The sequence below is a fragment of the Streptomyces sp. NBC_01433 genome (assembly GCF_026340105.1).
Taxonomy (GTDB): domain Bacteria; phylum Actinomycetota; class Actinomycetes; order Streptomycetales; family Streptomycetaceae; genus Streptomyces.
This window is the reverse complement of the sequence record NZ_JAPEPM010000002.1, coordinates 128,579-155,210: the sequence shown is the minus strand read 5'-3', so window position 1 is coordinate 155,210 and position 26,632 is coordinate 128,579. Positions and strand designations below refer to the sequence as shown.

General features: G+C 69.6%; 25 protein-coding genes and 3 pseudogenes. 12 read left to right on the top strand and 16 right to left on the bottom strand.

The features are described from left to right. Positions 1–438 precede the first annotated feature (438 nt). Together OG413_RS28375 and OG413_RS28370 are read right to left on the bottom strand one after the other, a co-directional pair. Complete coding sequence (locus OG413_RS28375) at positions 439–1,341, bottom strand: NADP-dependent oxidoreductase (protein WP_266810634.1); 903 nt, start codon at positions 1,339–1,341, stop codon at positions 439–441. Between the two features lie 315 nt (positions 1,342–1,656). Next, complete coding sequence (locus OG413_RS28370) at positions 1,657–2,262, bottom strand: TetR/AcrR family transcriptional regulator (protein WP_266810632.1); 606 nt, start codon at positions 2,260–2,262, stop codon at positions 1,657–1,659. A gap of 106 nt (positions 2,263–2,368) precedes the next feature. Between OG413_RS28370 and OG413_RS28365 the strand changes: the two genes are divergently transcribed. Continuing rightward, positions 2,369–3,058 (top strand): nitroreductase, encoded by a 690-nt coding sequence (locus OG413_RS28365; protein WP_266810631.1) that lies wholly within the window; start codon positions 2,369–2,371, stop codon positions 3,056–3,058. A 64-nt stretch (positions 3,059–3,122) separates the two neighbouring features. Here OG413_RS28365 and OG413_RS28360 read toward each other — a convergent pair. The 5 genes and pseudogenes from OG413_RS28360 to OG413_RS28345 form a co-directional block, all read right to left on the bottom strand. Then, positions 3,123–3,399 (bottom strand): annotated as a pseudogene (locus OG413_RS28360) (transposase); the annotation flags it as partial. 353 nt (positions 3,400–3,752) lie between these two features. Continuing rightward, positions 3,753–3,863: pseudogene (locus OG413_RS28355) on the bottom strand (IS630 family transposase); the annotation flags it as partial. A gap of 77 nt (positions 3,864–3,940) precedes the next feature. Next, positions 3,941–4,321, bottom strand: coding sequence for a tail fiber domain-containing protein (locus tag OG413_RS46950; protein WP_323137975.1), 381 nt, complete (start codon positions 4,319–4,321; stop codon positions 3,941–3,943). A 116-nt stretch (positions 4,322–4,437) separates the two neighbouring features. Further along, positions 4,438–4,752 (bottom strand): hypothetical protein, encoded by a 315-nt coding sequence (locus tag OG413_RS28350; protein ID WP_266810629.1) that lies wholly within the window; start codon positions 4,750–4,752, stop codon positions 4,438–4,440. Between the two features lie 208 nt (positions 4,753–4,960). Then, a complete protein-coding gene (locus OG413_RS28345; protein ID WP_266810628.1) occupies positions 4,961–5,212 on the bottom strand; it encodes a hypothetical protein in 252 nt (83 codons plus the stop codon). Here OG413_RS28345 and OG413_RS28340 point away from each other — a divergent pair. Further along, entirely contained in the window at positions 5,211–5,402 is a 192-nt protein-coding gene (locus OG413_RS28340; RefSeq protein WP_266810627.1) for a hypothetical protein, read from the top strand. The two genes, OG413_RS28345 and OG413_RS28340, sit on opposite strands and share 2 nt — an antisense overlap. Before the next feature lie 110 nt (positions 5,403–5,512). Here OG413_RS28340 and OG413_RS28335 read toward each other — a convergent pair whose 3' ends face one another. After that, positions 5,513–7,066: an MFS transporter gene (locus OG413_RS28335; protein WP_266810625.1), complete on the bottom strand. Its 1,554-nt coding sequence runs from the start codon at positions 7,064–7,066 to the stop codon at positions 5,513–5,515. A 103-nt stretch (positions 7,067–7,169) separates the two neighbouring features. Between OG413_RS28335 and OG413_RS28330 the strand changes: the two genes are divergently transcribed. Continuing rightward, positions 7,170–8,051 carry a helix-turn-helix transcriptional regulator gene (locus tag OG413_RS28330; protein ID WP_266810624.1) on the top strand — a complete coding sequence of 294 codons (882 nt, stop codon included), beginning with the start codon at positions 7,170–7,172 and terminating at the stop codon, positions 8,049–8,051. Positions 8,052–8,477: 426 nt separating this feature from the next. Here the strand turns inward: OG413_RS28330 and OG413_RS28325 are convergent, their stop codons facing one another. The 4 genes from OG413_RS28325 to OG413_RS28310 form a co-directional block, all read right to left on the bottom strand. Beyond that, positions 8,478–9,419, bottom strand: coding sequence for a carbohydrate ABC transporter permease (locus OG413_RS28325; RefSeq protein ID WP_266810622.1), 942 nt, complete (start codon positions 9,417–9,419; stop codon positions 8,478–8,480). Beyond that, positions 9,416–10,504, bottom strand: a complete 1,089-nt coding sequence (locus OG413_RS28320; RefSeq protein WP_266810621.1) for a carbohydrate ABC transporter permease — start codon at positions 10,502–10,504, stop codon at positions 9,416–9,418. The genes OG413_RS28325 and OG413_RS28320 overlap by 4 nt, the downstream gene beginning before the upstream one ends. Positions 10,505–10,584: 80 nt before the next feature. Further along, a complete protein-coding gene (locus OG413_RS28315) occupies positions 10,585–11,829 on the bottom strand; it encodes an extracellular solute-binding protein (RefSeq protein WP_266810619.1) in 1,245 nt (414 codons plus the stop codon). Between the two features lie 107 nt (positions 11,830–11,936). Then, entirely contained in the window at positions 11,937–12,983 is a 1,047-nt protein-coding gene (locus OG413_RS28310; protein ID WP_266810617.1) for a LacI family DNA-binding transcriptional regulator, read from the bottom strand. 155 nt (positions 12,984–13,138) lie between these two features. Here OG413_RS28310 and OG413_RS28305 point away from each other — a divergent pair, with 155 nt between their 5' ends. Next, complete coding sequence (locus tag OG413_RS28305) at positions 13,139–15,232, top strand: glycogen debranching N-terminal domain-containing protein (RefSeq protein WP_266810615.1); 2,094 nt, start codon at positions 13,139–13,141, stop codon at positions 15,230–15,232. A gap of 227 nt (positions 15,233–15,459) precedes the next feature. On the opposite strand, the pseudogene OG413_RS28300 reads toward OG413_RS28305, so the two are convergent. Further along, positions 15,460–16,313, bottom strand: a pseudogene (locus OG413_RS28300) (AraC family transcriptional regulator). Between OG413_RS28300 and OG413_RS28295 the strand changes: the two are divergent. After that, positions 16,312–16,791 carry a DUF2000 domain-containing protein gene (locus OG413_RS28295; RefSeq protein ID WP_266810614.1) on the top strand — a complete coding sequence of 160 codons (480 nt, stop codon included), beginning with the start codon at positions 16,312–16,314 and terminating at the stop codon, positions 16,789–16,791. The pseudogene OG413_RS28300 and the gene OG413_RS28295 overlap by 2 nt on opposite strands. Before the next feature lie 321 nt (positions 16,792–17,112). Here OG413_RS28295 and OG413_RS28290 read toward each other — a convergent pair whose 3' ends face one another. Both OG413_RS28290 and OG413_RS28285 read right to left on the bottom strand, forming a co-directional pair. Further along, positions 17,113–17,424, bottom strand: coding sequence for a hypothetical protein (locus OG413_RS28290; RefSeq protein ID WP_266810613.1), 312 nt, complete (start codon positions 17,422–17,424; stop codon positions 17,113–17,115). A gap of 925 nt (positions 17,425–18,349) precedes the next feature. After that, on the bottom strand, positions 18,350–18,559 hold the full coding sequence (locus tag OG413_RS28285; RefSeq protein WP_266810611.1) for a hypothetical protein: 210 nt from the start codon (positions 18,557–18,559) through the stop codon (positions 18,350–18,352). Positions 18,560–18,820: 261 nt separating this feature from the next. Here OG413_RS28285 and OG413_RS28280 point away from each other — a divergent pair, with 261 nt between their 5' ends. Together OG413_RS28280 and OG413_RS28275 are read left to right on the top strand one after the other, a co-directional pair. Beyond that, complete coding sequence (locus tag OG413_RS28280) at positions 18,821–20,221, top strand: NPCBM/NEW2 domain-containing protein (RefSeq protein ID WP_266810610.1); 1,401 nt, start codon at positions 18,821–18,823, stop codon at positions 20,219–20,221. Positions 20,222–20,867: 646 nt separating this feature from the next. Continuing rightward, positions 20,868–21,044 carry a hypothetical protein gene (locus OG413_RS28275; protein ID WP_266813320.1) on the top strand — a complete coding sequence of 59 codons (177 nt, stop codon included), beginning with the start codon at positions 20,868–20,870 and terminating at the stop codon, positions 21,042–21,044. Between the two features lie 183 nt (positions 21,045–21,227). Here the strand turns inward: OG413_RS28275 and OG413_RS28270 are convergent, their stop codons facing one another. Beyond that, positions 21,228–21,911 (bottom strand): GntR family transcriptional regulator, encoded by a 684-nt coding sequence (locus OG413_RS28270; protein WP_266810608.1) that lies wholly within the window; start codon positions 21,909–21,911, stop codon positions 21,228–21,230. Positions 21,912–22,051: 140 nt separating this feature from the next. On the opposite strand from OG413_RS28270, the gene OG413_RS28265 reads away from it, so the two are divergent. From OG413_RS28265 to OG413_RS28245, 5 genes are read left to right on the top strand one after another with little or no spacing between them, the layout of a single operon-like run. Continuing rightward, positions 22,052–23,062, top strand: a complete 1,011-nt coding sequence (locus OG413_RS28265; RefSeq protein WP_266810607.1) for a phosphoglycerate dehydrogenase — start codon at positions 22,052–22,054, stop codon at positions 23,060–23,062. Beyond that, the gene (locus OG413_RS28260; protein ID WP_266810606.1) at positions 23,062–23,889 is read left to right on the top strand and encodes a hydroxypyruvate isomerase family protein; all 828 of its coding nucleotides are present in this window, start codon (positions 23,062–23,064) and stop codon (positions 23,887–23,889) included. The genes OG413_RS28265 and OG413_RS28260 overlap by 1 nt, the downstream gene beginning before the upstream one ends. Beyond that, the gene (locus OG413_RS28255) at positions 23,886–24,584 is read left to right on the top strand and encodes an aspartate/glutamate racemase family protein (RefSeq protein ID WP_266810604.1); all 699 of its coding nucleotides are present in this window, start codon (positions 23,886–23,888) and stop codon (positions 24,582–24,584) included. The genes OG413_RS28260 and OG413_RS28255 overlap by 4 nt, the downstream gene beginning before the upstream one ends. After that, on the top strand, positions 24,581–25,978 hold the full coding sequence (gene otnK, locus OG413_RS28250; protein ID WP_266810602.1) for a 3-oxo-tetronate kinase: 1,398 nt from the start codon (positions 24,581–24,583) through the stop codon (positions 25,976–25,978). Before OG413_RS28255 ends, otnK begins: the two co-directional genes overlap by 4 nt. Beyond that, positions 25,975–26,613 carry an aldolase gene (locus OG413_RS28245; RefSeq protein ID WP_266810600.1) on the top strand — a complete coding sequence of 213 codons (639 nt, stop codon included), beginning with the start codon at positions 25,975–25,977 and terminating at the stop codon, positions 26,611–26,613. Before otnK ends, OG413_RS28245 begins: the two co-directional genes overlap by 4 nt. Positions 26,614–26,632: the final 19 nt, after the last annotated feature.

Below are 26,632 nucleotides of genomic sequence, written 5' to 3'. Positions count from 1 at the left end.
CCCCTGCCAGAGACTCTCGGCCAGGCCGTTGTCATGACTTGAGCCGACCCCGCCCACCCTCCGGCGGATGCCGTGCAGTTCGCAGACTGGGCGAACGCGGCCGGAGGCAGGCTGATACGCGACTGTCCGCTGACCGCACGACTCCGCGAGCACGGACAGTTGCCGCAGCCTCGGGGGCGTCCGCGGTCAGGCTTCTGCGGATATCCGTCAGGACATCGACGCTCCGTGATTCCCTGGACGCTTGCCGGGCCCTGCCGGACCGAGGTCTTCTCGATCCGCCCGTCGATAGCCGCTGGACCGCTACTACTTCAGGGCGTGTTTGCCGACGACCTCTGAGGCCCCCGTGTTCGATTCCCGACCTGGGCGAACGTCTATCGGAGGTTCAGACACAGGACTTATGACCGGCGAGCCGGCTCACGCACGGCCATCGCGGTCGCATCAGCCGACCAGCAGCACGAGCTTCCCGCGCACGTGACCGTCCTCGCCGGCGCGGTGCGCCTCCGCGATCTCGGTGAGCGGGAAGGTCCGCGCGACCGGGAGCGAGAAACGTCCGGCCTCGATCAGCTCGCCGATCTCGGCGAGTGCGTGGACCGCACGGCCGGCGTCCCCACGGCTGAACGTCACTCCGTACTCTTGCGCGCCAGTGAAGTCGGCGACCGTGACGACGTGCTCCGGGCCGTCCGCGAGTTCGATCAGCTCGGGCAGTACGCCGCTCCCGGCGATGTCGAGCGCCAGGTCGACGCCGTCGGGAGCAAGCGCGCGGACCCGCTCGACGAGGCCCTCACCGTAGGCGACGGGCTCGGCCCCCAGTGAGCGAAGGTACTCGTGGTTTGCCGGGCCGCCGGTGCCGATCACGCGCGCGCCGCGTACCACGGCGAGCTGAACCGCGGCGCTGCCGACGCTTCCGGAGGCGCCATTGATGAGCAGAGTGCTGCCGCTCCCGACGCCGAGCTGGTCGAGCGCGCGCGTGGCCGTCTCGACGGCGGCCGGCAGCGCGGCGGCGCCGGGGAAGTCAAGCGACGGTGGGATCGGCGCATAGTAGGACAGCACGGCCAGTTCGGCCTGGGCCGCCCCCTCGACGGAGAAGCCGAACACGCGATCGCCGACGGCCACGTCCTGGGTGCCCTCGCCGAGCTCGTCGACGACGCCCGCCGCCTCGTGGCCCAAGGTCTGAGGGAGCTGCTCATCCATCAGGCCCCTGCGCTTCTTCCAGTCGCTCGGATTGACGCCGGCCGCGCGCACCGCGATCCGGACCTGGCCGGGACCCGGATGCGGATCGGGGAGATCCACGATCTCAAGGACCTCCGGGCCCCCGAACTGGTGGAAACGAGCTGCTTTCATCATTCTCTCCGCTCTCGACCCCGGGGTGTCGCGCCTGATGCGCGTCCGGCGGTGCACGCTGTTCGCTGCGGAAACCGTACGGGGTCACCGCAGCTCGGGAGGGAGGCTGTCCGGCGTACCCGGAGCGGACAGCCCACTGTCCCGTTGACCGCCCGACGGTTGACATGGCATAGGTCATTCGAATGGATCGCCGCAGCCAGATCGATCGTGCGGATGTTCTGTGTCTCGATAGCCGGCGGCAGGCCTGGGCAGTTTCGTTTGGATCACCTGCGCACCCCGGGCCCTGTGAGCAAGCCTGCGCCGGCTTCCTCCTCGTCAGCTCGTTCGCGGTAGAGCTTGATCGAGGAGGACTTCCGCCGCCGCCCAGGCGTGTCGGCCGTAGTCCGCTTCGTCCAGCACCATGGCGCGGCTGGCCGCCCCGTCCGCGAGGGTGGCCAATTGCTGGGCAAGTGAGAGGGGGTCGCGGCAGCCCAGCTCCGTCACCAGGGCGACGATCAGTTCCACCATGCGCAGCTTCTGCTCCCGGGCGTAGGAGTGCACCGTGCTCTTTGGGTCGGGGAACTCCGCTGCGGCATCGATGAACGGACACCCGCGCACCGGAGCCGCGTCCGGCGCCGACTGGTCGAACAGTTTGCGGATCCGGTCACGTGGCGGGATGTCCTCGCGGGTCAGTACGCCTTCCAGTGTGGCCCCCGACAGTACGAGGCCCTGCAAGTGGGCGATGACGAGATCGTTCTTGGTGCGAAAGTGCGCGTAGAGCGTCCGCTTGGACACCGGCGCTTTCTCCGCGATCTGTTCCATGCCGGTCGCGTTGATGCCCTGGGTCGCGAACAGCAGGCCGGCGGCAGCCAGAATGCGCTCCCGCCCTCCACGCCCCCGCCGCTGGGATGTCGTGGCCGTCGTGCTCACGGTCGTATCCATGAATTAAGTATACGCACTCGTTTACTTCATCCGGGAGGCCGCGCTAAGGTGACGCCTGCATGTAAACGATTCCGTTTACATGAACTCTCGGTCGCCAAGGAGTCACATGAGCAAGTCCGTCCCCACGGAGCTGAGCGGCTGCGCGGAGAAGCTGATACGCGGCCGCCACGCGACCCGCGCGTTCCGTCCGGAAGCCGTACCCGAGGACACGATGCGCAGGATCTTCTCGCTGGCCGGCACCGCGCCGTCCAACTCCAACGCCCAGCCGTGGCAGTTGGAGGTGGTGAGCGGGGCGGCAGGTCAGCGCCTGACCGATGCTTTGCGGACGGCTCACGCCGGGAGCCACATGTCGGTGGACTTCCCGTATTCCGAGGGGATGTACGCGCAGGTGCACCAGGCACGCCGGGCGGCGTTCGGCGCCGAACTGTACGGGGCGCTGGGCATCGGCCCTGACGATCACGCGGCACGTGCGGCCTACGACTTGGAGAGCCTGCGCTTCTACGGCGCGCCACACGTGGCGTTCCTCTTCGTCCACGGTGACGGAGAGGCGCGGCTGGCCGCGGATGTCGGCGCCTACATGCAGACACTGCTCCTGGCGATGACCGCGTACGGCGTGGACAGCTGCCCGCAGGGGCTGTTGAGCTTCTACGCGGACACTGTCCGCACTGAACTCGGCGTCACCGGAGGGAAGCTGCTCGTCGGCATCTCGTTCGGCTATGCCGACGAGGCCGCACCGGTGAATCGAGTGAGGACCGAGCGGGCTCCAGTCGAGTCGACTACGGCCTTCCACGACTAGAGGGCTTCCATTTGAATCACGGTGCGGTCCAGAGGAAGATGCCCGCGATGTGAAGTCCGGCCAGTCATATGGTCGTGGTCTTCCCATAGCGGGTGGCGACGCCTCGCCGCTGTTCGAGGCGGTTGATGCACCGCTCGACGGTGTTGCGCTGCTTGTATGTCTCGCGGTCGAATGCTGGTGGCCTGCCACCCCGGCTGCCCCGTCGCAGCCGATGGCCATGCCGATCCCGGTACCGGGATCACCGCCCGTATGCCGCGTCTTCGCAGGTAGTCGCGGATCGCGCGGGAGGAGTCCGCCTTATCCGCGAGGACTACGTCGGGCCTGGTGCGTGGCCGTCCGCGCCGTCGGGGAACACGCAGGGCGGGCCATGATGTCGGTGAAGGTGGGCGTGTCACCGGCCTGTCCAGCGGTGAGAACGAACCGAGAGGCCGACAGCGGTCGTCGGCAGCGAGGTGGACCCACTGCGTTCCCATCTGGAACTTGAAGACGATCGCGTCGATCACCTCCCGATGATCGCGCCACTGGCCACCCCGGCTTAGGCGTCCGGTCCGGGAGCAACGGCTCGATCCGCGCCCGCTGCACATCTGTCAGCGGCACACCCGGACCAACGACCGACTGATCCAAACGAACTGCCTAGTGACCTGAGTCAGAGATTCGCCGACAGTGGGTGGTCGTTCCATTCCAAGTCCCCCGCCCGGATGTCGCGTTCGAGTGCTTGGACGGAACGGTGGATGCCGCGCTTGAGTTTCTCCTGTGTGAGCTCGGCGAACCATCGTTCCACCAGGTTCAGCCAGGACGAGCTCGTGCGCGCGGTGCCTGCGGTGCAGTGAGCCGATGCCTTGGCGGCGGCCCTCCCGGCTCTCGTCGATCGCCGTCAGTTGCTCAGCCGTCGCTTCGACCGCGTGTCCGGTGCGGGGTGTTCGGGGGACGTGGAGGCTGATCAGGTGCTGGCGGTGCCGGGGCCGTTGGGGGTGCTGGGGTGGTGTGCTGGGGAGTCTGGGCCCGTAGGGCTGTGACTTCGTTCCGGAGTTCGGTGAGTTCCCGGTGCAGGGCCTGGATTGCGACGAGGGCCACTCCGTTGGTGTCGGTGCAGCAGATCGTCCTGTCGTTCTCACCCACTTTGAAGGCCTTCCACCAGTCCTGTGCCATGGGGCCCAGGTGCCTCACGTGGGGCGGATCCCAGTGATACCTCCATGTGCTGACCGGCAGCTGCACCACTTGTTCGAGTACCTGGTAGCCGTTGACCGGCTCGCTGCCGTACACCGCCCCCGATACCGCCCCGGAGGCCAGCCCTGCCGCGGAGACACCCTGCCGACGGCGCTCCCTGACCACGACCGGTGTCCAGATCCTGGCCAGGAGCCCCCTCAGCCGCAAGCCGCTCACCGCTCCCAGACCACCGCGGTGACTGCGGTCTTCAACTCACGTTCGGAGAAGAGGAGACTGCCACCGCCGCCGCCGTTCTCGGGGCGGTTCACCGGCAGCTGGACGAGACTGCCGGCCAGCCCGCTGCCGTGAGCTGTCTGGCCGACTGCCGTGACTTCCTTGTGTGTGTTGAGCATCGTGTTGCCGTATGCGCCATTGCCGGCTGCGAGAATGTTCTCGCTCGCCGCGGCCGGGGCGCTCATGGCGCCGGTGCATGCGGCGGCCGTGGCCGACAGCACCACCAGACGGCGGCCAACGCGCTTCGTGGGCATCAAGCATCCTTTCGCCGGAGGACGCCGATCACGCCCCGTCCTCCTAACGGCCCAACGCCCGGCAGGACACGCCGTGAAGAACTCCGGCTGGTGTTCCCGGTGGGAGACCACCCTACGGCGGCGGCCCTTCCGGTCGTGTGGATCATGATGGCCTGCTCTCCCGGCAGTTGAGCTTCAGGCGGTGTGGGTGTGCGGCCGAAGAACAGCGTCAGCCGATCGGATCCGGCGGATCGCCCGGACCGTTGGCGTTCGCCTCATTCATCACGGAGTAGCCGCTGTACGTCCCGCCGTAGCACCGCCGCCCCTTCGTCGTCCCGTACGTGACGGTGCCACCGCTGTCGAAGCACCCCTGCGTCGTCACGGAACCGTTGGCCTCGACGGCCGCGGCCGGGACGGCCGTACCCACGAGCGAGGTCAGGCCTACGCCGAGAACGGCCAGACCGACGGAAACACGTCGCATGAAGACACTCTTCTCTGCTCCGGTCGATGCCTGGGGCCTCTTGGTGGAGTGCCCGTCCGCCGGTTCAACGACCGGCCACAGCCGGTGGCACACCCACTCCACCCCAGAGCTCCGTGAAGACGTCGTGCTGAGCCGTGGCGGCCACGAGCTGCCGCGCAGGCCGGACATTGCGTTCAAGGTCAAGGCGTGAGCGACGACACCGCCCGCTTCCAGGTCAACCATGCCCAGAACGAACGCTCCCGGCGAGCCCGCGACAACCGAGGACACCAGCCCGGTCGCTCCGGCAGTGTCGGTAGTTGTTCAACGTGTGTGTTTCACGGAATGTGACCCAGAACCATTGCTCGCCGACATAGCCAATGGTCCGGTTCTCGTTGTGTCGGAGCCCGGCTCGTCGGATGCCGATCTGGGGAGCCAGTGCAGGGCAACGGTTCCGAGTGCGGCGTGCAACAGGCTGGTCACCACCACGACGACGTGCAGGCCGGTGACGAAGGCGGTCTTCGCGTTCTGGGCCGCTGCCGGTACGAGGGAGGGGAGTTGGAGGGTCTCATCGAGGGTGGGGGCAAGGTCTGGGCCCTGGAGACGGAAGAGCAGCGCGGCGAGCGAGCCGAGGATCGCGATGCCGAGGGCGTTGCCGATCTCGTTGCTGGTCTCGGCGATCGCGCCGGCCGACCCCGCTCGCTCCGCGGGGACCGCCCCGACGGCGGTGTCTGCGACGACGCTGAAGGAGATGCCGTACCCCAGGCCGGCGATCGCAGTCGAAGCGACGTACCAGCCGATCCCGCCTGTGATCGTGGTGGGAAGCAGCAGCAACAGGCCGGCGGCGATGGAGAAGTGGCAGATGATGAGCGCGGCCTTTGTGCCGATGCGGTCGACGACGGTCGGCGTGACGATGCAGGCGATAGTGAGGACCGCCGCGCCGGGGAGCGCCAGGAGTGCCGCGTGCAGGACGCTCAGGTTCAGTACGGACTGGAGGTAGATGCCCGCCAGGTATGCCGTCGCCGACCACGCGGCCAGGGGCAGCAGGCCTGTGATGATCGCGATCGTGAAGACGCGGTCACGGAAGAGGGAGAAGTCGATCAGCGGGTGTTCCAGGTGCCGTTGGCGCAGAGTGAAGAACGTCAGCACTGTGACGCCGAGGAGCGTCGTCGCGATCGGCAGGGCCGACATCCCGTCCGCGGTCAGGTGCTTGATTCCGTAGATCGTGAGCAGCAGGCCTCCGGCGGAGGTCGCGACGCTGAGCGGGTCGATGCGGCCTGCCCCGGTCGCCCGGACCTCGCGGAGAAGGACCGGCGCGAACAGCAGAAACACGACGATGACGGGGAGGCTGACGAGGAAGACCGAGCCCCACCAGAACTGCCCCAACAGGGTGCCGCCGACGATCGGGCCGATGGCGAACCCGGCGGCGAAGGCGGCGGCGAAGATTCCGATGGCCTGCGCCCGGCGCCGGGCGTCGGGGAACAGTTCGCTCAGCACGGCCAGCGCCGAGGGCAGCAGGGTCGCGCCGGCCACCCCTGTGAGTGCCCGGCAGGCGATGAGGAGTTCCGGGTTCGGCGCGAACGCCGCCCCGGCGGAACCGAGTCCGAACACGGTCGCGCCGATCATCAGGAGCTTCAGCCGGCCGTGGCGGTCACCGATGCTGCCGAAGACGACCAGCAGGGAGCCGACGGCGAAGCCGTAGATGTCCAGGATCCACAACGCTTGGTCGGCGGTCGGTGAGAGGGCTCGGCTGATTTGCGGCATCGCCAGGAACAGGATCGATCCGTCCATGGAGACGAGGAGTACCGGGCCGAGGATCACCGCGAGCCCGAGCCATGGTCGCAGGCGGGACGCGGTGTGTGCGTGTTGTTGAGTCATGTTGTCGACGGTCCGGCACAGTGCGGTCGACAACCATCCCCGCGCCGTGGGTGCACCCAGCAGGTACACCCATGGCTCCGGCCGACATCCTAGGATCGGGTTCATGGAGAGCCTCGGAACGTTCCTGAAGAGCCGCCGTGACCGGGTCACTCCGGCTGAGATCGATCTGCGTACCTACGGCAGCTCCCGTCGAGTCCCCGGTCTCAGGCGTGAAGAACTCGCCCAGCTCGCCGGAGTGAGTGCTGGGTACTACACGCGCCTGGAGCAGGGGCAGGCCGAGACCGCTTCCGAGCAGGTGCTCGACGCGCTCGCCCGGGTACTCCGGCTCGACCAGGTAGAGACCGTCCACCTGCACAATCTCGCCAGGCAGTCCGTGAAACCCGGTCCATGCGAACCGCCCCACGAGGAGGCTCACCCGCGCGTCCTCACACTCCTGGAGTCACTCGGTGAGGCCACACCCGCAGTTGTTCTCGGCAGGCGTGGAGACGTACTTGCATGGAACCGCACCGGACAGGCACTCGTCGCCGAGCACCTCCCCTACGAGGCGCCACAGGATCCGGAGCGGCGTCCGTCGATCCCACGGTTGTTCTTCCTCGATCCCCACACCCGCGACATGTACCGCAACTGGGCCGAGCTCGCCCGCGTCCACGTCGCCTACCTGCGACTCACCGCGGGCCGGTATCCCACCGACGCCCGGCTTGCGGCACTCATCGGCGAACTCGCCATGCGTAGCGACGACTTCGCCAGGATGTGGGCCACCGGTGACGTTGCCGACTGCACCGTCGGGGCCATGCACCTGCGGCACCCCACTGTCGGCGCAGTGGACGTGGACTACCAGGTGTGGCTCCAGCCCGACAGCCCCGACCATCGGGTCGAGATCTACACCCCCAACGACTCGACCTCCGCGGACGCGTTGCACGTCCTGAACCAGCAAAGCGGCCGGGCCTGCGAGCCGGGGACGACCGCGCGGGCCGGGCAGCGCTGAATCCACGTGTGGTCGCTCCCGTACGACGGCCGCGAAGGGGAGGGGGCCGGTCCGTACGGGACGAGCGCGCCGACGCGCTGATGACACGATGTGTTCCTGCGAGTGTGGGAGCCCGGTCGTCGCGTTCTGCTCCTCGCGCGGCAGCCAGCGCACCGAGAGGCAAGCGGTGGCAGCCCCGTATCCGCGTCCGTGACCGCGCGACGGACGCCATCGTCGCCGTCCTCTCGATCTCCGAGGTGCCCCATAGCGCCCGCACCACCGCAGGTGCTCTCTCTGCCACGACACATTCGCGACGCGGGCGCCGCCGAATGATGGGCCGTCTTCGGCGGTTCTGTGTGTTTCATCCTTTGGCGGAGTATGTGACTGCCCCGTCGCCGTACCCGGCGACGGGGCAGTGTCGGGGGCCGGACTCCGGCCGTCCTTCCTCTACTCCTTGACCGCGCCCGAGTTGGCGCCGTTGACGAAGTAGCGCTGGAAGAAGAAGAACAGCGCGGCCACCGGCAGGGTGGAGAGCAGCGCCGCCGCCAGTTTCAGCGGATATTGCGTGCCGCCGCCGAGACCGCCCGAGACGAAGCGGGCCAGACCCGTGGTGAGCGTCTCGTACTGACCGGACTGGGTGGCGACCAGGAAGTGCGTGAACTCGTTCCACGATCCCTGGAACGACAGGATCGTCAGCGTGATCAGCGCGGGTCTGGCCATCGGCAGGACCACCGACCAGAAGATCCGGAACACCCCTGCCCCGTCGACCCGCGCGGCCTCCTCGACCTCACGCGGCACCGACTCGAAGAACTGCTTCATGATGAAGATGCCCGCCGCGTCCACCAGCAGCGGCAGGATCATGCCGGTGTACGTGTCGAAGATCCCGAAGGTGTTGAGCACCAGGAACTTCGGGATGAGCAGGGCCACCCCGGGAACCGCCATCACCGCGAGCACGAAGCCGAAAACCACCGAGCGGCCCCGGAAGCGCAGCCGCGCCAGCGCGTACCCGGCCATCGAGTCGAACAGCACCCGGCCCGCGGTCACGATCACCGCGACCAGCGCCGAGTTGGAGAGCCAGCGCAGGAAAGGCACACCGTCCGCCGACTTGCTCAGCCCGAACAGCCGCTCGTAGGCCGCCGTCGTCGGAGTGGTCGGCAGCAGCGAGAGCGGATTCGCCGCCGCGTCGGGGTCAGTCTTGAAGCCGGTCACCAACTGGAGGAGGAACGGCAGCAGATAGAGCAGCGCCATCCCCACCACCAGGGAGTACCCCACCACCCGCAGCGGGAAGGAGAACCGTCCCAGCACCGGCGGACGTGCGGGATCGCGCGCGGCGCGCCGGAGCCGGGCCCGCTCGACCCGGTCGCGTACGGCCGTACCACCGGCGCTCATCGCCTGCTCCCTTCACGTGCGCCGCGCTCCCGCAGGGCCCAGCGCTGGAACGCGGTCAGACAGAGGATCAGGGCGAGCAGCACGAACGCGATCGCCGCGCCCTGGCCGAAGTCCGAGTTGTCGAAGCCCGCGGAGTACGACAGGAACGCGGGGGTGAGCGTCGTATTGCCCGGGGCGCCCTGGCCCATCACATACACCTGGTCGAAGACCTGCCAGGTGGAGATCAGCCCCAGCGTGAGCACCAGGAACAGCACGGGACGCAGCGCGGGAAGCGTCACGTACCGCAGCAGCTGACGGCGGTTGACCCCTTCCAGCGCGGCTGACTCCTCCAGCTCCCGGGGGATGTCCTGGAGCGCCGCGAGGAAGATCAGCATGAAGGTGCCTGACGTCGTCCACACGGCCAGCAGGATGATCGTGCACATCGCGATCGAGGGGCCGGACAGCCACTCGAACCACGAGAGCCCCATGAAGGAGTGGTCCGCCAGCATCCCGGCGGGCCGTTCGGGATCGATGATCCCGAGGCCGCCCAGGATCAGGGAGAGCACCCCGCGCGGGTCCGCGAACCAGTTCGGTCCCTTCACCCCGATCCACGACAGGAGGGAGTTGACGGCACCGCTGCCCTGGAAGAGGAAGAGGAAGACCGTGGAGACGGCGATGGAGCTGGTGACCGACGGGAAGAAGAAGGTCGTACGCAGCGCCCCCCTTGCCCGCAGCAACTTCTGGTTGACGATCAGGGCCAGGCCCAGCGCCAGTCCGGTCTGCAGGGGCACGGTCAGCAGGACGTAGTAGGCGTTGTTGCGCAGGGCGGTCGCGAAGAGGGTGCGGTCGAGACCGTCCTGTGTGAACAGCGTCCGGTAGTTGTCCAGGCCCACGAAGTCGGCGTCGCCGCTGAACGGGTTGGACTGCCCGTCCCAGTGCAGCAGGCTCACCCACAGCGCCATGAGGATGGGCAGCACCAGGAAGAGTCCGAGGATCAGCACCATGGGGCTGACGAACAGCCATCCCCAGGCGCCTTCCCGGCGCTGGTCCCCGCGACGGCCCGCGCGCGGGGCGCGGGCGCGGGCCGTCGCGGTCGTACCGGTCACGCCGGGCGCGTCAGGTTCGTCCGGCGTGCCGGTCGATCGGTGTGCGCGGCGCGCGCGCACAGTACGGAGGGGCATGGTGCTCAGTTGCCCTTCGCGATCGCCTGTTCGCCGTTGCGCTGGAGGTCGGCGAGGATCTTCTTCGGGTCGGCCGTACGCAGCGACTGGAGGTCGGTGTTGAACTGGCTCAGGACCTTGTCGAAGCCGGCGATCGTGACCGGGCCCTGCGCGTAGGCGCTGCCGTCCACCCACGCCTTGGCCTGCGGAGTCCGCTCGGCGTACGTCTTGAGGGCGCTCGTCCGCGACGGCATGACACCGAACGCGTCGGCGAAGGCCAGCTGCTGGTCGGCGGAGGTCAGGTGCTTGACGAGGTCGACGCTCGCGGCCCGGTGGGTGCTGTCGGCGGCGACGCCCCAGCAGGTGCTGAAGGCGAGTGTGCCCTCGCCCTTCGGACCCGCCGGCAGCGGGGCGACGGCGTACTTCACATCCGGGTAGTCGAGCTTCATGCCGCCGTCGATCCAGTTGCCCTCGATGGTCATCGCGGCCTTGCCCTTGCCGAGCGCCTCACCGCCCCAGCTGGTGTCCACCTGCTTGGCGAACTTCATCGAGCCCGACTTCAGCATCGACTGGACGAAGGCGAGACCCTCGGCGTTCTCCGGGGTGTCGGCGGTCATCTTCTTCTGGTCCGCGTCGGTGAGCCAGCCGCCCGCCTGCTTCATGAAGACACCGAGGCGCTGGTACTCGTCGCTGGTCACCAGGCCGGTGACGCCATTGGCGGTGAGCTTGTCCGCGACGCTCCGGAGCTCCTTCCAGCTCTTCGGGTAGTCCTTCTCCGTCAGCCCGGCCTTCTTCCACAGGTCGGAGTTGATGGCGAGACCGAGGGTGGAGGTGTCCTTGGGCAGGCACATCCGCTTCCCGTCGTACGAGAAGGACGAGAGCAGCTGCTCGGAGAAGTCCGAGGCGTCGGGTATCTGGTCGCCGTACGCGTAGAGCGAGCCGCCCTTGGAGTAGTTCGCGAACTGGTCGGAGTTGACGTAGAAGACGTCCGGCGGCTTGTGCCCGGCGAAGGACTGCGCCAGCTGCTGGTTCATGTCCTTGGCGACCTCGACGGTCACCGTGTTGCCGGACTTCTTCGCGTATGAGGCGGCGGCGGCCTTCACCGCCCGGGTCTCGGCGTCACCCGAGGTGGCGATCAGGACGGTCAGCTTCTGCTTCTCGGCCTTGTCCTGTTCTTTGTCCTTGCCACTGTCGAAGTCTGACGAGCAGCCGGTGGCGGCCAGGAGCGCCGCGCAGGCGACGAGTGCGGCGGCGGCCGTGCGGGTGACCATGAATTCCTCCAGTAGAGATGAAACGTGCGGCTCAGTAGCCCGGGAAGGGGGTGCTGGGAGTCGGTGCCCCGGGGAGGGTTCCTCACCCCGGGCGCTGGTGGGCGCGGTCAGCTTCCCGGGGCGGGTGTGCTGTCGCGGACGACCAGGGACGGTTCGAGCAGGACACGCTCGGGCGGGGCACCGGGCTCCGACATCCGGGCGAGCAGCAGACGTACGCACTCGCGGCCGACCGCCTCCAGCGGCTGGGCGACGGTGGACAGACCGGGGGAGAGCAGGGCCGCGGTGGGGGAGTCGTCGAAGCCGATGACGGCGACATCCTTGCCCGGCGCGGCCTTCCGCTCGCGCAGCGCCTGGTAGCAGCCCATCGCGAGCATGTCGCTGGCTGCGATCACGGCCGTCGCCCCCGCGTCGAGCAGCGGTGCCACGGCGGCCTGCGCCGAGGAGGTGTCGTCGAGGCTCTGCGCGCGTCGGCCGCGTACCGGCAGACCGTGCCGGTGCATGGCGCGCTGCCAGCCCTCGGCCCGGTCGTCGCCGACACCGGAGCCGCGCGGCCAGCCGAGGAACGCGATTCTGCGATGCCCCAGTGCCACCAGATGCTCGACCGCGGTGTCCGTGCCCGACGCGCCGTCGACATCCGCCCAGTCGCCTATCTGCCGGCCCGACCACATCCGGCCGAAGCCCACGAACGGTATGCCGCGTTTGGTCAGCCAGGCCTGACGGGGGTCGCCGCGGTCGGTGCCGCTGAGCACGAACCCGTCGACGCTGTGCAGACCGATCAGCTCCTCGTGCCCGTTCAGGCTGGCATTGCCGGGCGGCGAGGCGAACAGCAGGATCCGGTAGCCGGCCTCGTCGGCCGCTTGGGACAGCGCGTGCAGGAAGCGGTCCATGACCGGCGCCGAGTTCCCCGGCGTGGGACGTATGCCGTAGCCGATGAGCTTGCTGGAGCGCGTACGCAGCGTCTGAGCCGCCCGGTGCGGGCGGTACCCCATCTCGTCGATGGTGCGCCGGACCCGCTCCAGCGTCTCGGAGCGGAGCAGTTCGGGCGAGTTGAGGGCATTCGACACCGTCTGTGGAGAGACTCCGGCGCGCCGCGCGACCATGGCCAGGGTCACTGGACCGGCCTTGGGCGAGGGGGTGTTGGGGGAGCGGGGCATGACGGTCTCCGGAACGGTTTGTACGAATCGACGAGTTGATTGGAGCGTTCCAATGCCATTGTCAACGAGCTGAAGTCGTCGTTAGGGTTCTTGGAACGCTCCAATGACTGAGAGGTTCTGCTCTGTTGTCCACTACTGTCAAGACCCACGACACTATGAACTCCGTCGCAGCCGCGGTCCCCTCGGCCGAGGGCCTCCAGCCGTTCCTGCACGACGCCTGTGTGACGCTGTACGCGCCGAGCTTCGCGATATCCCACGCGGACGGACAGATCGACGGCGGCGCCGAAGGCTTCTACCACGGCGACAGCAGAGCGCTGGCCAGGCTGACCGTCGAGGCCGACGGGATCGCGATCGCGCCGGTACGCGGAGCCCTTGACGGTGCGGACCGGGCGTCCTTCCGCGGAGTGCTGCGAGGCCTCGGCGAGGAGACCCCGGACCCGGCCGTCACCCTCCACCGCAGGCGGCGCGTCACCCCCGGCCGGCTGGAGGAGACCCTTGAGGTCTCCAACGCGGGACGACGGAACGTCTCCGTCCGGCTGATCGTCACCGCCGCCACCGACCTCGCCGCGATGGAGCGCGTCAAGTCCGGGCACGCGCAGAGCCCGGTCGCCGCGACCGCCACGCCGGACGGACTCGGCTGGTCCAAGGAGGCGTTCGCCGTACGCCTCACCTCCACCCCGGGGCCCACCGCCATCGACCCGGCATCCGGGCGGCTGGAGTACGACATCGAGCTGGCGCCCGGAGCGGTCTGGACCGCCGTACTGCACTGCGACGCCGCGCACGAGGACGGCGACCAGTTCCCCGCCCCCGCGGCGGACAGCGTGCCGTGGCGCACGCCGGTGCTGCGCAGTGCCGACCGGCGGTTCGACCACTGGATCGGCCAGTCGGCCGCCGACCTCGACAGGCTGCGGCTGACCGACTCCGAAGCGCCCGCCGATCAGTTCCTGGCCGCCGGTGCCCCCTGGTTCCTCACGCTCTTCGGCCGCGACTCCCTGTGGGCGGCCCGGATGCTGCTGCCGCTGGGCACCGAACTCGCCGCCGGTACGCTGCGTACGCTGGCGCGCCGCCAGGGCGTGAAGTCCGACCAGGACACCGAGGAGCAGCCCGGCAAGATTCTGCACGAAGTGCGCCGCGGGACCCAGGACTTCCACGACAACTTCTCGCTGCCGCCGTCCTACTACGGTACGGTCGACGCCACCCCGCTGTGGATCACGCTGCTGCACGACTCCTGGCGCTGGGGGCTCGCCCCCGAACAGGTCGAACAGCTGCTGCCGCACGCCGAGTCCGCCCTCGCGTGGATACGCGACCATGGCGACGCCGACGGCGACGGCTTTCTGAAGTACATCGACCACACCGGACGTGGTCTGGCCAACCAGGGCTGGAAGGACTCCGGCGACTCCATCCGGCACCGCGACGGACGTCTCGCCACCTCTCCGATCGCGCTGTGCGAGGTCCAGGCGTACGCGTACGAGGCGGCCCGCGGCGGCGCCGCGCTGCTGCGCGCCTTCGGCCGGCCCGGTGCCGATGAGTGGGAGGAGTGGGCCGAGCGGCTCTCCGACCGGTTCCGCAGCCACTTCTGGGTGGAGGACGAGCGCGGCGCCTACCCCGCCGTCGCCCTCGACCGGGACAAGCGGCCGGTGGACTCGGTCACTTCGGGCTTCGGTCATCTGCTGGGCACGGGCCTGCTCAACCACGAGGAGAGCGCACTGCTGGCCGCCCGGCTCAGCGCGCCCGACCTCGACTCGGGCCATGGGCTGCGCACCCTGAGCAGCGACTCCGTGGGCTACAACCCGTATGGCTACCACATCGGTTCCATCTGGCCGCACGACACCGCGATCGCGGTGCAGGGGCTGACCAGGGCCGGGTTCCCGGACGCCGCGGCGGGGCTCGCCGCAGGGCTGCTGACCGCCTCCGCGGGCTTCGACGCCCGGCTGCCCGAGCTGTTCGCCGGCCATGGCTCGGCGACCGACTCGGTGCCCTCTCCCTATCCGGCGTCCTGTCGGCCGCAGGCATGGGCGGCCGCCTCGTCCGTCGCGGTCCTCCAGTCCGCGCTGGGGCTCTCGGCCGACGTCCCCGGCGGCACCCTGACCGTCGCGCCCACGTTCGCCGAGGCGTACCGGCCGCTGAAGGTGGAGGGTCTCGATGTCGCGGGCGGGCGTCTGGACATCACCGTGGCCGCCGACGGCACGGCGCACATCGAGGCGCCGGCGGGCCTGGAGGTGAAGAGGGAGTCCGTGACGCCCCGTTGAGGTCATGGGCGCGGTGTGAGGATGGGGCCCCGGCGAGACGGACTCACCCGTCTTGGGGTTCCTCCGCGGGGCTCGTCAAGGAAATCGGGCTACGCTCGGACGGGCTGGCGGGATGCCGGATCTGCTGTGGGACGACGTCGGGAACTTCTTCGACCCTGACCTGTATGCGTCCTGGATGCGCCGATGACGCCGTGCGCGGGCCTGGACGAGGCCCGTGCGCGGCATGCTCAGCTGACGGCTCCGGTACGGGCGTACTGGCCCGGGCTGATGCCCACGACCCGCTTGAAGTGCCGGGCGAGGTGGGACTGGTCGTAGAAGCCGACGGCGGTCGCCACCTCGCCCGGCGGCTGTCCGTCGAGCAGTAGGCGGCGGGCCAGGTCGACGCGGCGGGACGTCATGTACTGGTGCGGGGCGATCCCGAAGGCGCCGCTGAAGGCACGTACGAGATGCGCGGGGTGGGCGTGGACCAGGCGCGCGGCCTCTTTCAGGGCGATGCCTTCACGCAGCCGCTCGTCGAGGAGGTCACGCAGGCTCTGGGCGATGCCGCGGTCGGGCCCCGCACTGCCGAAGGCCGGCCCGGGGCGCAGGTGCTCACGCAGCCGCTCGCTGATGAGGGCCAGACGGCTCTCCGCCTCGAACCGGTCACCCCAGTTCCCGAGGGCTGTGTGCAGCTGTCCGACGCGTCTGCGCAGGACGGGATCGGTGAGGTCCGGGCCGTCCACCGCCGGTCCGATGAAGCGCTCGTCGAGCTGTGTCATGTCGAGGTAGAGCACACGCTTGCGAAAGCCGTGAGGGGTGGCAGGTGAGCCGTTGTGCGGGACCTGCGGCGGGAGCAGGCTCACGGTGTCGCTCGGGGTACCACGCTCGTAGCGGTCCAGGTCGTAGCGGACCGCGCCGTCGTCGACGATCAGCAAAGTCCAGGCATCGTGGACGTGCATGGGTACACGTGCTCGGTGAAATGGGCGTGGAAGACCTCAACGACACCCGCGACCGGCGGGCGCCACGCGGAGATCTCCTGCCGGGGCGTCACGCAAAGAACGTACAAGACGAAGAAGGCGCGCATCCGGGAGTCTCGAAGCATGAGAACCGAGGATGAGACCAGCGCCGGGGCCGGGGTCGAGACTGGTGCAGACTGTGAGAACGTGCCCGTCCGCTTCGACACCAAGATCGCCGTCCTGTTGCGCGACGACCTTGAGTCCTGGCAGCGGCTGAACGTGACCGCCTTTCTGGTCAGCGGGCTCGGCACGACGTCACCCGAGGTGATCGGCGAGCCGTACGCGGACGCCGACGACACCGCGTATCTGCCGATGTTCCGCCAGCCCGTGCTGGTCTTCGAGGGGACGAGGGAAACACTGACCGTCGCGCACGGTCGTGCGCTGTCCCGCTCGCTGCCGAGGGCCGTGTTCACGGCAGACCTGTTCAGCACGGGCAATGACCGGGACAACCGGGCGGCCGTACGGGCTGTGGCAAAGGGCGGGCTCGAACTTGTGGGGATGGCCGTCTACGGGCCGCGCAACGCGGTGGACAAGGTCTTCAAGGGCGCGCGAATGCACCCCTGAGCGACTTCACATCCCGCCGATTCCGATCATCGGTACTCGGGCGGCTGAGCGCCTTCCGAGAAGGGATGAACAGCCCTCCACGAGACGGCACGGCCGGCATGAGGATCACCGTGCGACGCTCTCGCGGCCAGAGCTCGAAGTCGCCCCGGCCTACCATTCCGGCACCGAAGCCGCCGACGCCCTGGCGCCACTGTGCGGCGCAATCGGCGAAGAACTCAAGCATGGGGCCTCGCCGCCCGCTGCTGCGCGCTGTCCGGCGACCACCGGGCCCTGCACGGCACCGTCCTTTGCCCGTTCCTGTCCGACTGCTGCTGTGAGGCATTACAGGACGCGCGCGGCCCGTGCGTACGCGGTGGCCTGCGACAGGCACGCCAGGAGCAGCAGAGGGAGAAGCGCCGGATACAGGACGGCCGGGGCGGTCGCTCCCGTGGCGAGGGCGGCGGTGGCGGCCAGCACGTCCTGGGACTCGGCAACGAGGTCGGGGGTGACCTGGGTGCCGCGGACGGCGATGTCGTAGGTGTTGTTGTAGCCGGGCTGGTTGCTCGCCGCGAGCTCGGCGCCGAGCTCGCGGCTTCGATCACCGTCAGCTCCGCCGCCCGGGCCGGCACCGGCCGCAACCGGCCGGTCAGCCACGTCACCACGAGCCCGAGCAGCGCGCGTGCACCGGCGGCCGCAGCGATGACCGCGAGCTGCGGAGCCGCGTCCCGCAGCCGGTCGGTGATGTCGCCGGGGGAGACCAGTGGGGTGATGGACCTGGTCACCGCGAGCAGCCCGAGTGCGGCCACCACCCCTGTGTCGGCCTGACGGACCAGCAGCCCGGCCGTCGCCGCCCGGTCCACCCGCCAGGCCAACTTCAGGGACCGGACCACCAACGCGGGCAGGCGCCGTGCCATTGCGCCGGTCGTCGACTGCGTGTCGGCCTGGAGCCGGGACTCGTCCCGGTACAGAAACTCCTCGCTCTGCGCCGTGCTCGCGGCCTCCTCCGTCGAGGCTTTTCCTGCCGATGTACTCGTATCCAGATGTTCGGGCGTGCCGGCCGAGGTCACAGTGGCCCCTATGCTGTCGCTCGCGTCTGGGTCATGAGGCTTAACGACCTCCTCAAGAACTCGAACACATGTGTTTCGGTCGGACTCCGAACCCCATGACACAGGGCCCGAACGAGCGTGCGGGATGCATCCACCCGTGCGCCGCGCGGAGTTGGCGCGATGCGGGTGTGGCCGAAACAGCCCTGCTCCTGCCCTACGGTCTCGATCAGCTTCGGATCGGCCAGGCTGTTCAGGACGGCACCGATGGACCAGGCGGCAGGTGATAGCCGCGTATCCCGCTTCCGGCAGTCCGGTGATGTCGTCGGAGAGACGTCGCCTTCCGTGCTGAGGAGGACCGGCTTCGGCTTGTGCGGTGCGCCCGTCAGGTACGACGTTGCTCCGCGCACACCTCTGGGTGGAGGACATCCGGGCTCAGGGCATCGGTGGGCACGGGGCTGTCGTTGTGCGGCTGGTGCATCGTGAGGGAGCGGTGCGGCACGGTTCTCTCCTCTTCGCGCGGTTGAAGGTGGCAGTCAGGGGAGACGGTCTGAGAGGCTCCGTAGATCATCGGTGTCGCAGACGGTGTATCCGGTCAGAGCGGGGGCGAGTTCGGGGCCGAGGTAGCCGCGGTCGATGCGGTACCCGGTGCCGGCCGGGCCCCCGGCGTCATCACCGGGGACTCCGCCCGGGTAGATCCCGGTCAGGGTGAGCAGGGCCAGGACGGTGAAGAGGTAATCGGTCACGTTGAGCCTCCATCGGTGGGCGCCGGGTTCCCGGTCAGCGGTGCGTTTTTTTTGCCAGGACATGCTGGACAGCAGCACGAGTTGGTCAACTTCCCTGCTACGTGTGGCGGTTGGCTCTAAAGTGGCGGGGTTTTCCGCTGGTGGGCGACTGCGCCGGTGGGGCGTCTTTTTGGTCTGGATCGTGGTGGCCGAGGGCACCACGGTGGTGGGGATGCGCACCAGTGGCTGTCCGGTTCCGCATCCCGTGAAGGGGGAGCATCAGTGGCGCATGGCCAGGATGGCAACGGGGACGGTGTTCTCGCGCGTCGGGAGGCGCAGGAGAGGAGGGACCGGCTGAAGGCCGAGTTCGGCAGCAGGCTCCGGACGCTGCTCGACCTGGCGGGTCTGAGCTCGCGTGAGTTCGCTCAGCGCTATCCCGCTTACAAGGACTCCGTGATCCGTTTCAAGTACCTCCCGGGCAAGAGCCTGCCTCCCTGGGATTTCCTCCATGACCTGCTCACCGAAGTCACCCGCCGTACCGATGACCCCGCCGGGCCGCAGCGCAGGACCGAGCTCTTCACCGCCTATCGGCAGGTCCTGGTGGACATCGGCGCCGATGTCCGGGGCAGCGACCAGAACTCTCTCCTGCTGCGCCTCCTGGACGGCGAGGAGGCGCTGCGCCGGCTCGGGGAGGAGCTGGCCGAGGTCCGTGCGCGGGAGAACCGGCTCCGCACGGACCAGGAGGAAGAGACGCGCCGCTCGGGGCGGCTGGCCCCGGGCGGTGACGACAGGAGGCACCAACTTGAAGAGGAGAGCCGGCTTCTGGCGGAACGCCGCGACGAGCTCGTTCACCGCCGCGGAGACCTGATCGCCGAACTGGACGGCTGTCGTGCGCGCCTGGCCGTACTCGAAGAAGCCGACGGGCCTGGCGACCTGGTCCCGGCGTCATCCGGGAGCGATGCCGGTCTGCACCGCACGACCACGCCTCCCATGCCGCCCGGTCCGCCCACGCTTTCCCCGGGGGCGGCCCCGAAGAAGTCCGGCCGCCGGCGCGCTGTTGTGCTGATCGGCGGTGCGGTGGCCGCCGTGCTGCTGGCCGGCGGGGGTGTCGCGGTCGGCCTCTGGGCGGCCGGCACACACGACACGACCGACCGGGCCGCCCCGCCGACGTCCGCCTCACCGACACCCCCCACACCCAGCCCCACCACCCCGGCACCTCCCAGCGAGACACCGAACACGGCGGCGCCGAGTACCACCGGTGCGCCATCGTCCCCGTCCCCACCTCCGAGCTCCGGTACTGGGTCGCTCGTCAAGGACCTGATGGCATTCGAGGACGACGGCTACCTCACCGGGCCCATGCGGGTGAACCTGCGCGAGTACCCCATCGCCCTGCATGCCCTCGCCTCCCCGGGCTGCGAGACCACCGCGACATGGCAGCTGGACCGCACCGACAAGTCACTGGTCACTCGTGTCGGCGTCTCCGACGACAGCCCCACCTCAGCCAGTGCCGATTTCACCATCCGAGTGGACAGCCGTACGCAATTCCAGCGCACCATGGGAGTGGGAGAGACCGCCGAGAAGGTGACCGTGAAACTCGACGGGGCGTACCGCGTCACCCTGACCATCAACAGCTGCAATGGGGGCGGCATCGGCGCGTGGCTCGACCCAGTCATCACCAAGTAGAGACACCCGCCTTCACCACCGCAGGCCCGTTCACGTGGACGGGCCTGCGGCGTACGGGGGACTAAGAAGCCGGCTGCGATGCAGCGGTTCGGTGTCAGTGGGGTGTTGGCAGTGATGGGCCATCAGTCACGCATGCTTGTGCTGTTCGGGTGGTGGGCGGGTGCGATCGCTGCTGACACGGAAGTGGTGTCCGGTTCGGTTCTGTTGTCATGGCGCGGTGCACCGCCGGGTTCCTCACTGTCATGGAAACGGTGCTTCTCGCAGGGACCCCCCGCCCGGCCGGGGCCGCCGTGTACGTCTCCGTCCGGCGCTGTCCGGCACCGGGACGACGTACAGCGATGAGGACCAGATGCAGGATGTCGACCCGGGCCGCGCCCCGAGGGCTGCAACGCCCGATTCCTGGGCGGGGGTTCTGCCTCTACAGGCCAGTACTGGGGCCGTCAGCAGCCGCAGTGCAACTCGTCATCTGGTCGGCGTTGCACCGGGGACGTGCTGGTGCGGCCGGCACCGGACCGTTCGGCGGTGTCCTCTGACACTGAACCCGGACCGATTGCCACTGAACCAGGCCCACCGCAGGGACCTTCGCCGAAGTGGTGGCCCGGCGCTCCGCCGGTTCTGACGGCGGTCTCCGGGAGAAGCTTCCCGCATGCGGTCGCTTACCGCGCAGGGCAGTTACCGTGCCGCGGCCGAGCTGGCCGGGTGCGACCACCACGCAGAACTGGTGGTCCGCTCGCAGGGCCGTATCCGCGCGGACGTAGTCCACAAGAGGATCGCCGCGATGGGCTTCGCCGGGATTGATGCCTACTCGGATCCGCGCAGTTGACGCGGCGGCGCCCCCCCGGCACAAAGGGGCTACCTCAAGAACGCTTCCACTTCACGGAAAGTACCGAAGAACCAGCACTACGAGGCCGTTGACACGGCGCGTGGCGTCGACGCGGTCGCGCGGTACCTCGCCGAGCGATGGGGCGTTGCGCGAATGCCGACGCCCGGCGCGGGAAGGCCGACGTCAGTCGCTCGCCACGGCCTGACGGTCCTTCAACGCACGCACCTTCGCGTTCTCGATGTGCTCCCGCATCCGGTCGGCGGCAACCTCGGCATCGCCCGCGGCCAGTGCGTCGTAGACGGCCGCGTGATCGCGCGCGGGCGACTCCGCGTCCGAGGAGCCGAGTTCGGTGAAGAGCCGGAAGCGCTGCACATGGCCGCTGAGCGAGCGGTACGCCGACTCCAGGAAGGGATTGGCCGACTGCTTGGCGATCAGGAAGTGAAAGCGTTCATCGGCCGACAGATAGGCGCGTACCGATGTAGAGCCGCCGGTGCCTGTCGCGCAGCGCCGCAACTCCTCGATGCTGTCGGCGACGTCCTGGAGGAACTCGGGTGTGGTCCGGCGGCCCGCCTCGTACGTGAGGGTCGGTTCCAGCACCAGCCGCGCGTCCATCAGCTTGATCAGCTCGGTTTCGCTGAAGAGCGGGGCCACACGGTAGCCCTTGAGTGCCTCGCGGCGTACCAGGCCGGTGTGTTCAAGCCGGGCGAGTGCCTCACGCAGAGGGGTCTGGCTGACGTTCAGCTCGCGGGAGAGCGCGCCGATGTTGAGCGGCCGACCCGGTGACCACAGTCCGTCCATGAACTGCCCGAGCAGCACTTCGTACATCTGATCGGCCAAAGGTTGCCGATCGGACGGTCGCCTAGCCATGCGAGTCTCCTTTGTCGCTCGATGGTAGCGCGGCCCTCTCCTTCTCGATCACCCGCACATCAACGCTATAGTCTTTTATCGAATCCTATACTATAGTCCGAACCTACTGGCCGTGCCGCCGCAGAACGCAGAGGACCCTTATGACACAGCCCCCCACGGAACGTGCGCTCCGTGTACTCGTGACGACGCCGTATCTGGAACCCGGTGGCGCGGTCGACCGAATCCTCCGGGATGCCGGCCTGGAGACGGTCTTCGCCCGGCGCGCCGACCGGGAGGCCGCCGGGACCACGCTGGCGGAGTGCGTCGCGGATGCGGTGGGCGTCGTCGCCGGCACCGACCCCTTCTCGGCCGAGGTCATCGAAGCGGCCCCCGGACTGAGGATCCTCAGCCGCTGCGGCGTCGGCTACGACAACATCGACGTCGTGGCGGCGACCCGGCGGGGAGTCGCGGTCACCATCACCCCGGGAACCAACCGCATATCCGTCGCCGAGCACGTCCTGGCCCTGATGCTGAACTGCGCCCGGCGCATCCCGCAGAACCTCACCGCCGTGCGCGGTGGCGGCTGGACGCAGGAGAGCGGTCGGGAACTGCACGGCACAACGCTCGGCGTCGTCGGCCTCGGCTCCATCGGCAAGACCGTCGCCCGCGCGGCACTCGCTCTCGGCATGCGGGTCGTCGCCCACGACCCCTGGCTGGACGAGGATTTCCTGAAGGAGACCGGCGTCGAAGCGCGGCCTCTCGATGACGTACTGGCGGCGGCTGACTTCCTCACCCTGCACATCTCCCTGGACGAGACCACCCGGCATCTGATCGACGCCGTCGCACTGCGCCGGATGAAGCCCGACGCGTATCTGATCAACACCGCCCGGGGCGGAGTCGTGGACGAGGACGCGCTCGCCGACGCGGTCGAGGCCGGCCGGCTGGCGGGCGCCGCGCTGGACGTCGTCGAGGACGAACCACTGCCCGCCGACAGCAGGCTGCGCGCGCTCGACAGCGTCATGGTGACCGCGCACATCGGCGCCGCCACGGTCGAGGCCCGTGCCAGGTCCGGTGCCATGGCCGCCCGCCAGGTGATCGAACTGCTCGCCGGCCGCACCCCGGATCACGTGGTCAATCCAGGCTGCGCGAGCGCCGTTGCCGGAGCACGCTGATGCGGGCGCCGAACGGACTGCGCTTCGACGCCAACCTCAAGTGGCTGTTCACGGAAGTCCCCTTCGAGGAACGGTTCGACGCCGCGGCAGCCTCCGGCTTCACCGCCGTCGAGTACGCCGACCCCTACCCGTACCCGGCCGCACGCCTGCGCCGGCGCCTCGACGACGCGGGACTGCACCAGGTACTGATCAACGCGCCAATGGGCGAGCCCGGTTCACCGGAGCGGGCGGGCGTGGCCTGTCTGCCCGGCCGCACCGACCGGTTCCGCACCGACCTGGAGCGCGGCCTTGACTACGCGGTCGAGCTGGGCAGCGAGTTCCTGCACGTGCTGGGCGGTGTACGGCCGTCCGGCGTCAGCCACGACCGCGCCTTCGCCACGTTCGTCACCAACCTGGCCTGGGCCGTCGAGCGGGCACGGGGCACGGGGGTCTGCCTGGTCCTGGAGGCACAGAACGGTCGTGATGCGCCCGGCTTCCTGCTGGACACCCAGGCGCGGGCCGCCGCGGCCGTGGAAGCGCTCGGCGGGAACGGGATCGGACTGCTCCTGGACCTCTACCACGTACAGGTCCAGGAGGGCAGCCTCGTCTCGACGCTGCGCGAGCAACTGCCCCGGGTCCGGCACATCCAAATCGCCGACCCGCCGGAACGAACGGAGCCGGGCAGCGGCGAGATCGCCTGGCCGCGGGTCTTCGGCACGCTGCTGGACGCCTCGTACCCGGGCTGGATCGGCTGCGAATACCGCCCCGCGAACGGCACGGTGAACGGTCTCTCCTGGCTCGCCGAGCACGCCGGAACAGCGGTGCCCCCGGCGGAGGGGGCCCGATGAGCGGGGGAACGGCGGACCGCGTCCGCACTCCGAGGATCGCACTGATCAGTGGCACTCCCACCGCCATCGCCCCAGCGGTCGCCGGACTGGCCGAGGAGTTCCCGTCGGCCGAGCCCTGGAACCTGCTGGACGACCGGCTGCTGGCCGACGCGCCGGAGGACGGCCCGCTGCCGCCCGCCCTCGTGGACCGGATGGGCCGGCTGATCGGCTACGCCCTGGCCGGCGGGGCCGACGGGGTGCTGCTGACCTGCTCGCTGTACGGCTCGGTCACCGAAGCGGTCGAGACACCGGTCCCGCTGCTGGCGCCCGATACCGCGGCTTTCGAGCGTGCGCTCACGCTCTCCTCGGGGAACGGCCGGGTGCTGGTGCTCGCCTCCTTCGAGGCCGCGATGCGGGACTCGGTAACTCGCTTCTCGGCCGCCGCCGCAGCGGCCGGCTCGGCGACGGAACCCGTCGGCGTGGTCGCGCCCGACGCCTTCGACGCGGCCCGCGAGGGCGATCTCTCCGCGCTCTCCGACGCGCTGCGGGACGCCTGCCTGCCGCACATCGCCGAAGCCGACGCTGTACTGCTCGCCCAGTACTCGCTGGCATCCGCCGCCGCGCCGCTCTCCACCACGCTGAACGTGCCCGTCGTCTCCGGTCCGCGGGCCGCGGCAGCCGCCCTGCGCTCCGCCCTCACCGGGAGAACTCTGTGACCCAGCATCTGCACAGTCACCACCCAGCGGATCGGACCCGCCGTACCGCCCCGCTCGGGGTCATCGCCGACGACTTCACCGGCGCGACGGACGTCGCTGCGGCGCTGCGCCGCGCCGGACTGCGGACCCTGTTGTTCTTCGGCGTGCCGGACCGTACGGGTGCGGGGACGGACGGGTCCGGCTCGGCTCGGCTGCCCGAGCACGAGGCACTGGTCGTCGCCTTGAAGAGCCGCATGGTGCTCGCGGCCGACGCGGTCGCTTCGTCGCTGGGCGCGCTGGAGTGGCTGCGCGAACAGGGCGCGGGGCAGATCTACTTCAAGTTCTGCTCGACCTTCGACTCGACCCCGCGCGGCAACATCGGCCCGGTCCTGGACGGGCTGGCCGAGGCGACGGGCGCCGATACCGTGCCGCTGACACCGAGTTCGCCGGAGCATCTGCGGACCCAGTACCAGGGCCATCTCTTCGTGGACGACGTCCTGCTCGGCGAGTCGCACATGCGCGACCACCCGGTGACCCCCATGACGGACTCGTATCTGCCCAGGCTGCTGCGGGCGCAGACCCGTGAGCAGGTGGCCCTCATCGGGCTCCGAACAGTGCGGGAGGGAGGGGAGGCGGTGCGCGTCGCGCTGGCGGGTGCCGGAGCGCGTGGCGCTCGCTATGTGCTGGCCGACGGCATCGACGAGAGCGATCTGCGCACGCTCGGCCGGGCCGCCCTCGGCTTCCCGCTCGTCGCGGGCGCTGCCGGACTGGCCGCTGGCCTGGCCCACGCGTATGCGGAGGAGCGCGCCGGTCACACGCCGGGCGCCGGGTGGGACGAGGCCGGTGACGAGCAGACTGCCGCGGACACCCGGAAGGCACTGGGCGGGCCCGCCGCCGTACTGAGCGGGAGCTGCTCCCGCCGCACCCTGGAACAGCTCGCGGCGCTCACTGACGCGGGCAGGCCCGGGTACTACCTGGATGCGGTGGCGGCACCGGATCCCATGGCGCTCGCCGATGCCGCTCTCGCCTGGTACGACACACTCCCCGCAGGTGGTGGCGCACCCGTCCTGTACTCCTCGGCTGCCCCCGAGAAGCTGCGTGAGGTGCAGCGGGTACTGGGCGTGGAGCGTTCGGCCGCCGTGCTGGAGAAGGCGACAGGGCTCGTCGCCGCCGGGCTGGCCGAGCGCGGGGTGGGCCGACTGGTCGCCGCCGGGGGCGAGACCTCGGGCGCCGTCGTCGCCGCGCTCGGGGTCACCGGCGCACACGTCGGCGCGGAGGCCGCGCGAGGGGTGCCATGGATCCATCCCCTGGGCGGCGGCTCCCCGGCGCTGCTGCTCAAGTCCGGCAACTTCGGCGGCCCCGGCCTGCTCCTCGAAGCCTCCGCGTCCCTCGCCGAGCGGGCGGATTCCACATGAGCGGGCGAGGCGATGACGCCGAGCGGGGCCGCCTCATCACCATCGCGCGGGCCATCGCCGCCCGTTCGCTGACGCACGGGAGCACGGGCAATGTCTCGGTGCGCGCGGGTGAGCACATCCTGGTGACGCCCACGGGGTCGCGTCTGGCCACCGTGCGTGCCGAGGAACTGTCGGTCATCGACGCCGACGGAGCCCATGTCTCCGGTCCCAAGCCCTCCAAGGAGGCGTTCCTGCACGCCGCGATGCTCCGCGCCAGGCCGGGCGCCGGCGCCGTGGTGCACACCCACTCCACGCACGCGGCGGCCGTCTCGTGCCTGGCCCGCATCGATCGAGAGGACATTCTGCCGCCGCTGACCGCCTACTACGCGATGCGCGTCGGAACCCTCCCGATGCTGCCGTACTTCGCCCCCGGCGACAGCCGGATGGCCGCCGCCGTCGAAGCGTCGGCCCGAGAGCACGCCGCGCTCCTCCTGAGCAACCACGGACCGGTCGCCGCCGCGGCCGACCTGGACCGGGCGCTGGAGATGGCCGAGGAGATCGAGGAGACGGCGAAGCTCTTCCTGCTGCTGCGCGGCGCGCGCATCCGTCCGCTGACGGAGGCCCAGCGCGGTGCGCTGCGCCCCGCCTCCCACTGACCCCCCTCCGAAACCCTGG

What these genes read in the sequence shown, in the direction of transcription:
- OG413_RS28270 (WP_266810608.1), bottom strand. Translation starts at nt 21,911, where the DNA reads ATGGCTAGGCGACCGTCCGATCGGCAACCTTTGGCCGATCAGATGTAC.
- OG413_RS28335 (WP_266810625.1), bottom strand. Translation starts at nt 7,066, where the DNA reads ATGACTCAACAACACGCACACACCGCGTCCCGCCTGCGACCATGGCTC.
- OG413_RS28365 (WP_266810631.1), top strand. Translation starts at nt 2,369, where the DNA reads ATGAGCAAGTCCGTCCCCACGGAGCTGAGCGGCTGCGCGGAGAAGCTG.
- OG413_RS28295 (WP_266810614.1), top strand. Translation starts at nt 16,312, where the DNA reads ATGAGAACCGAGGATGAGACCAGCGCCGGGGCCGGGGTCGAGACTGGT.
- OG413_RS28310 (WP_266810617.1), bottom strand. Translation starts at nt 12,983, where the DNA reads ATGCCCCGCTCCCCCAACACCCCCTCGCCCAAGGCCGGTCCAGTGACC.
- OG413_RS28375 (WP_266810634.1), bottom strand. Translation starts at nt 1,341, where the DNA reads ATGAAAGCAGCTCGTTTCCACCAGTTCGGGGGCCCGGAGGTCCTTGAG.
- OG413_RS28350 (WP_266810629.1), bottom strand. Translation starts at nt 4,752, where the DNA reads ATGCCCACGAAGCGCGTTGGCCGCCGTCTGGTGGTGCTGTCGGCCACG.
- OG413_RS28345 (WP_266810628.1), bottom strand. Translation starts at nt 5,212, where the DNA reads ATGCGACGTGTTTCCGTCGGTCTGGCCGTTCTCGGCGTAGGCCTGACC.
- OG413_RS28305 (WP_266810615.1), top strand. Translation starts at nt 13,139, where the DNA reads ATGAACTCCGTCGCAGCCGCGGTCCCCTCGGCCGAGGGCCTCCAGCCG.
- OG413_RS28330 (WP_266810624.1), top strand. Translation starts at nt 7,170, where the DNA reads ATGGAGAGCCTCGGAACGTTCCTGAAGAGCCGCCGTGACCGGGTCACT.
- OG413_RS28370 (WP_266810632.1), bottom strand. Translation starts at nt 2,262, where the DNA reads ATGGATACGACCGTGAGCACGACGGCCACGACATCCCAGCGGCGGGGG.
- OG413_RS28275 (WP_266813320.1), top strand. Translation starts at nt 20,868, where the DNA reads ATGCGGTCGCTTACCGCGCAGGGCAGTTACCGTGCCGCGGCCGAGCTG.
- OG413_RS28340 (WP_266810627.1), top strand. Translation starts at nt 5,211, where the DNA reads ATGAAGACACTCTTCTCTGCTCCGGTCGATGCCTGGGGCCTCTTGGTG.
- OG413_RS28325 (WP_266810622.1), bottom strand. Translation starts at nt 9,419, where the DNA reads ATGAGCGCCGGTGGTACGGCCGTACGCGACCGGGTCGAGCGGGCCCGG.
- OG413_RS28255 (WP_266810604.1), top strand. Translation starts at nt 23,886, where the DNA reads ATGAGCGGGGGAACGGCGGACCGCGTCCGCACTCCGAGGATCGCACTG.
- OG413_RS28245 (WP_266810600.1), top strand. Translation starts at nt 25,975, where the DNA reads ATGAGCGGGCGAGGCGATGACGCCGAGCGGGGCCGCCTCATCACCATC.
- OG413_RS28265 (WP_266810607.1), top strand. Translation starts at nt 22,052, where the DNA reads ATGACACAGCCCCCCACGGAACGTGCGCTCCGTGTACTCGTGACGACG.
- OG413_RS28315 (WP_266810619.1), bottom strand. Translation starts at nt 11,829, where the DNA reads ATGGTCACCCGCACGGCCGCCGCCGCACTCGTCGCCTGCGCGGCGCTC.
- OG413_RS28260 (WP_266810606.1), top strand. Translation starts at nt 23,062, where the DNA reads ATGCGGGCGCCGAACGGACTGCGCTTCGACGCCAACCTCAAGTGGCTG.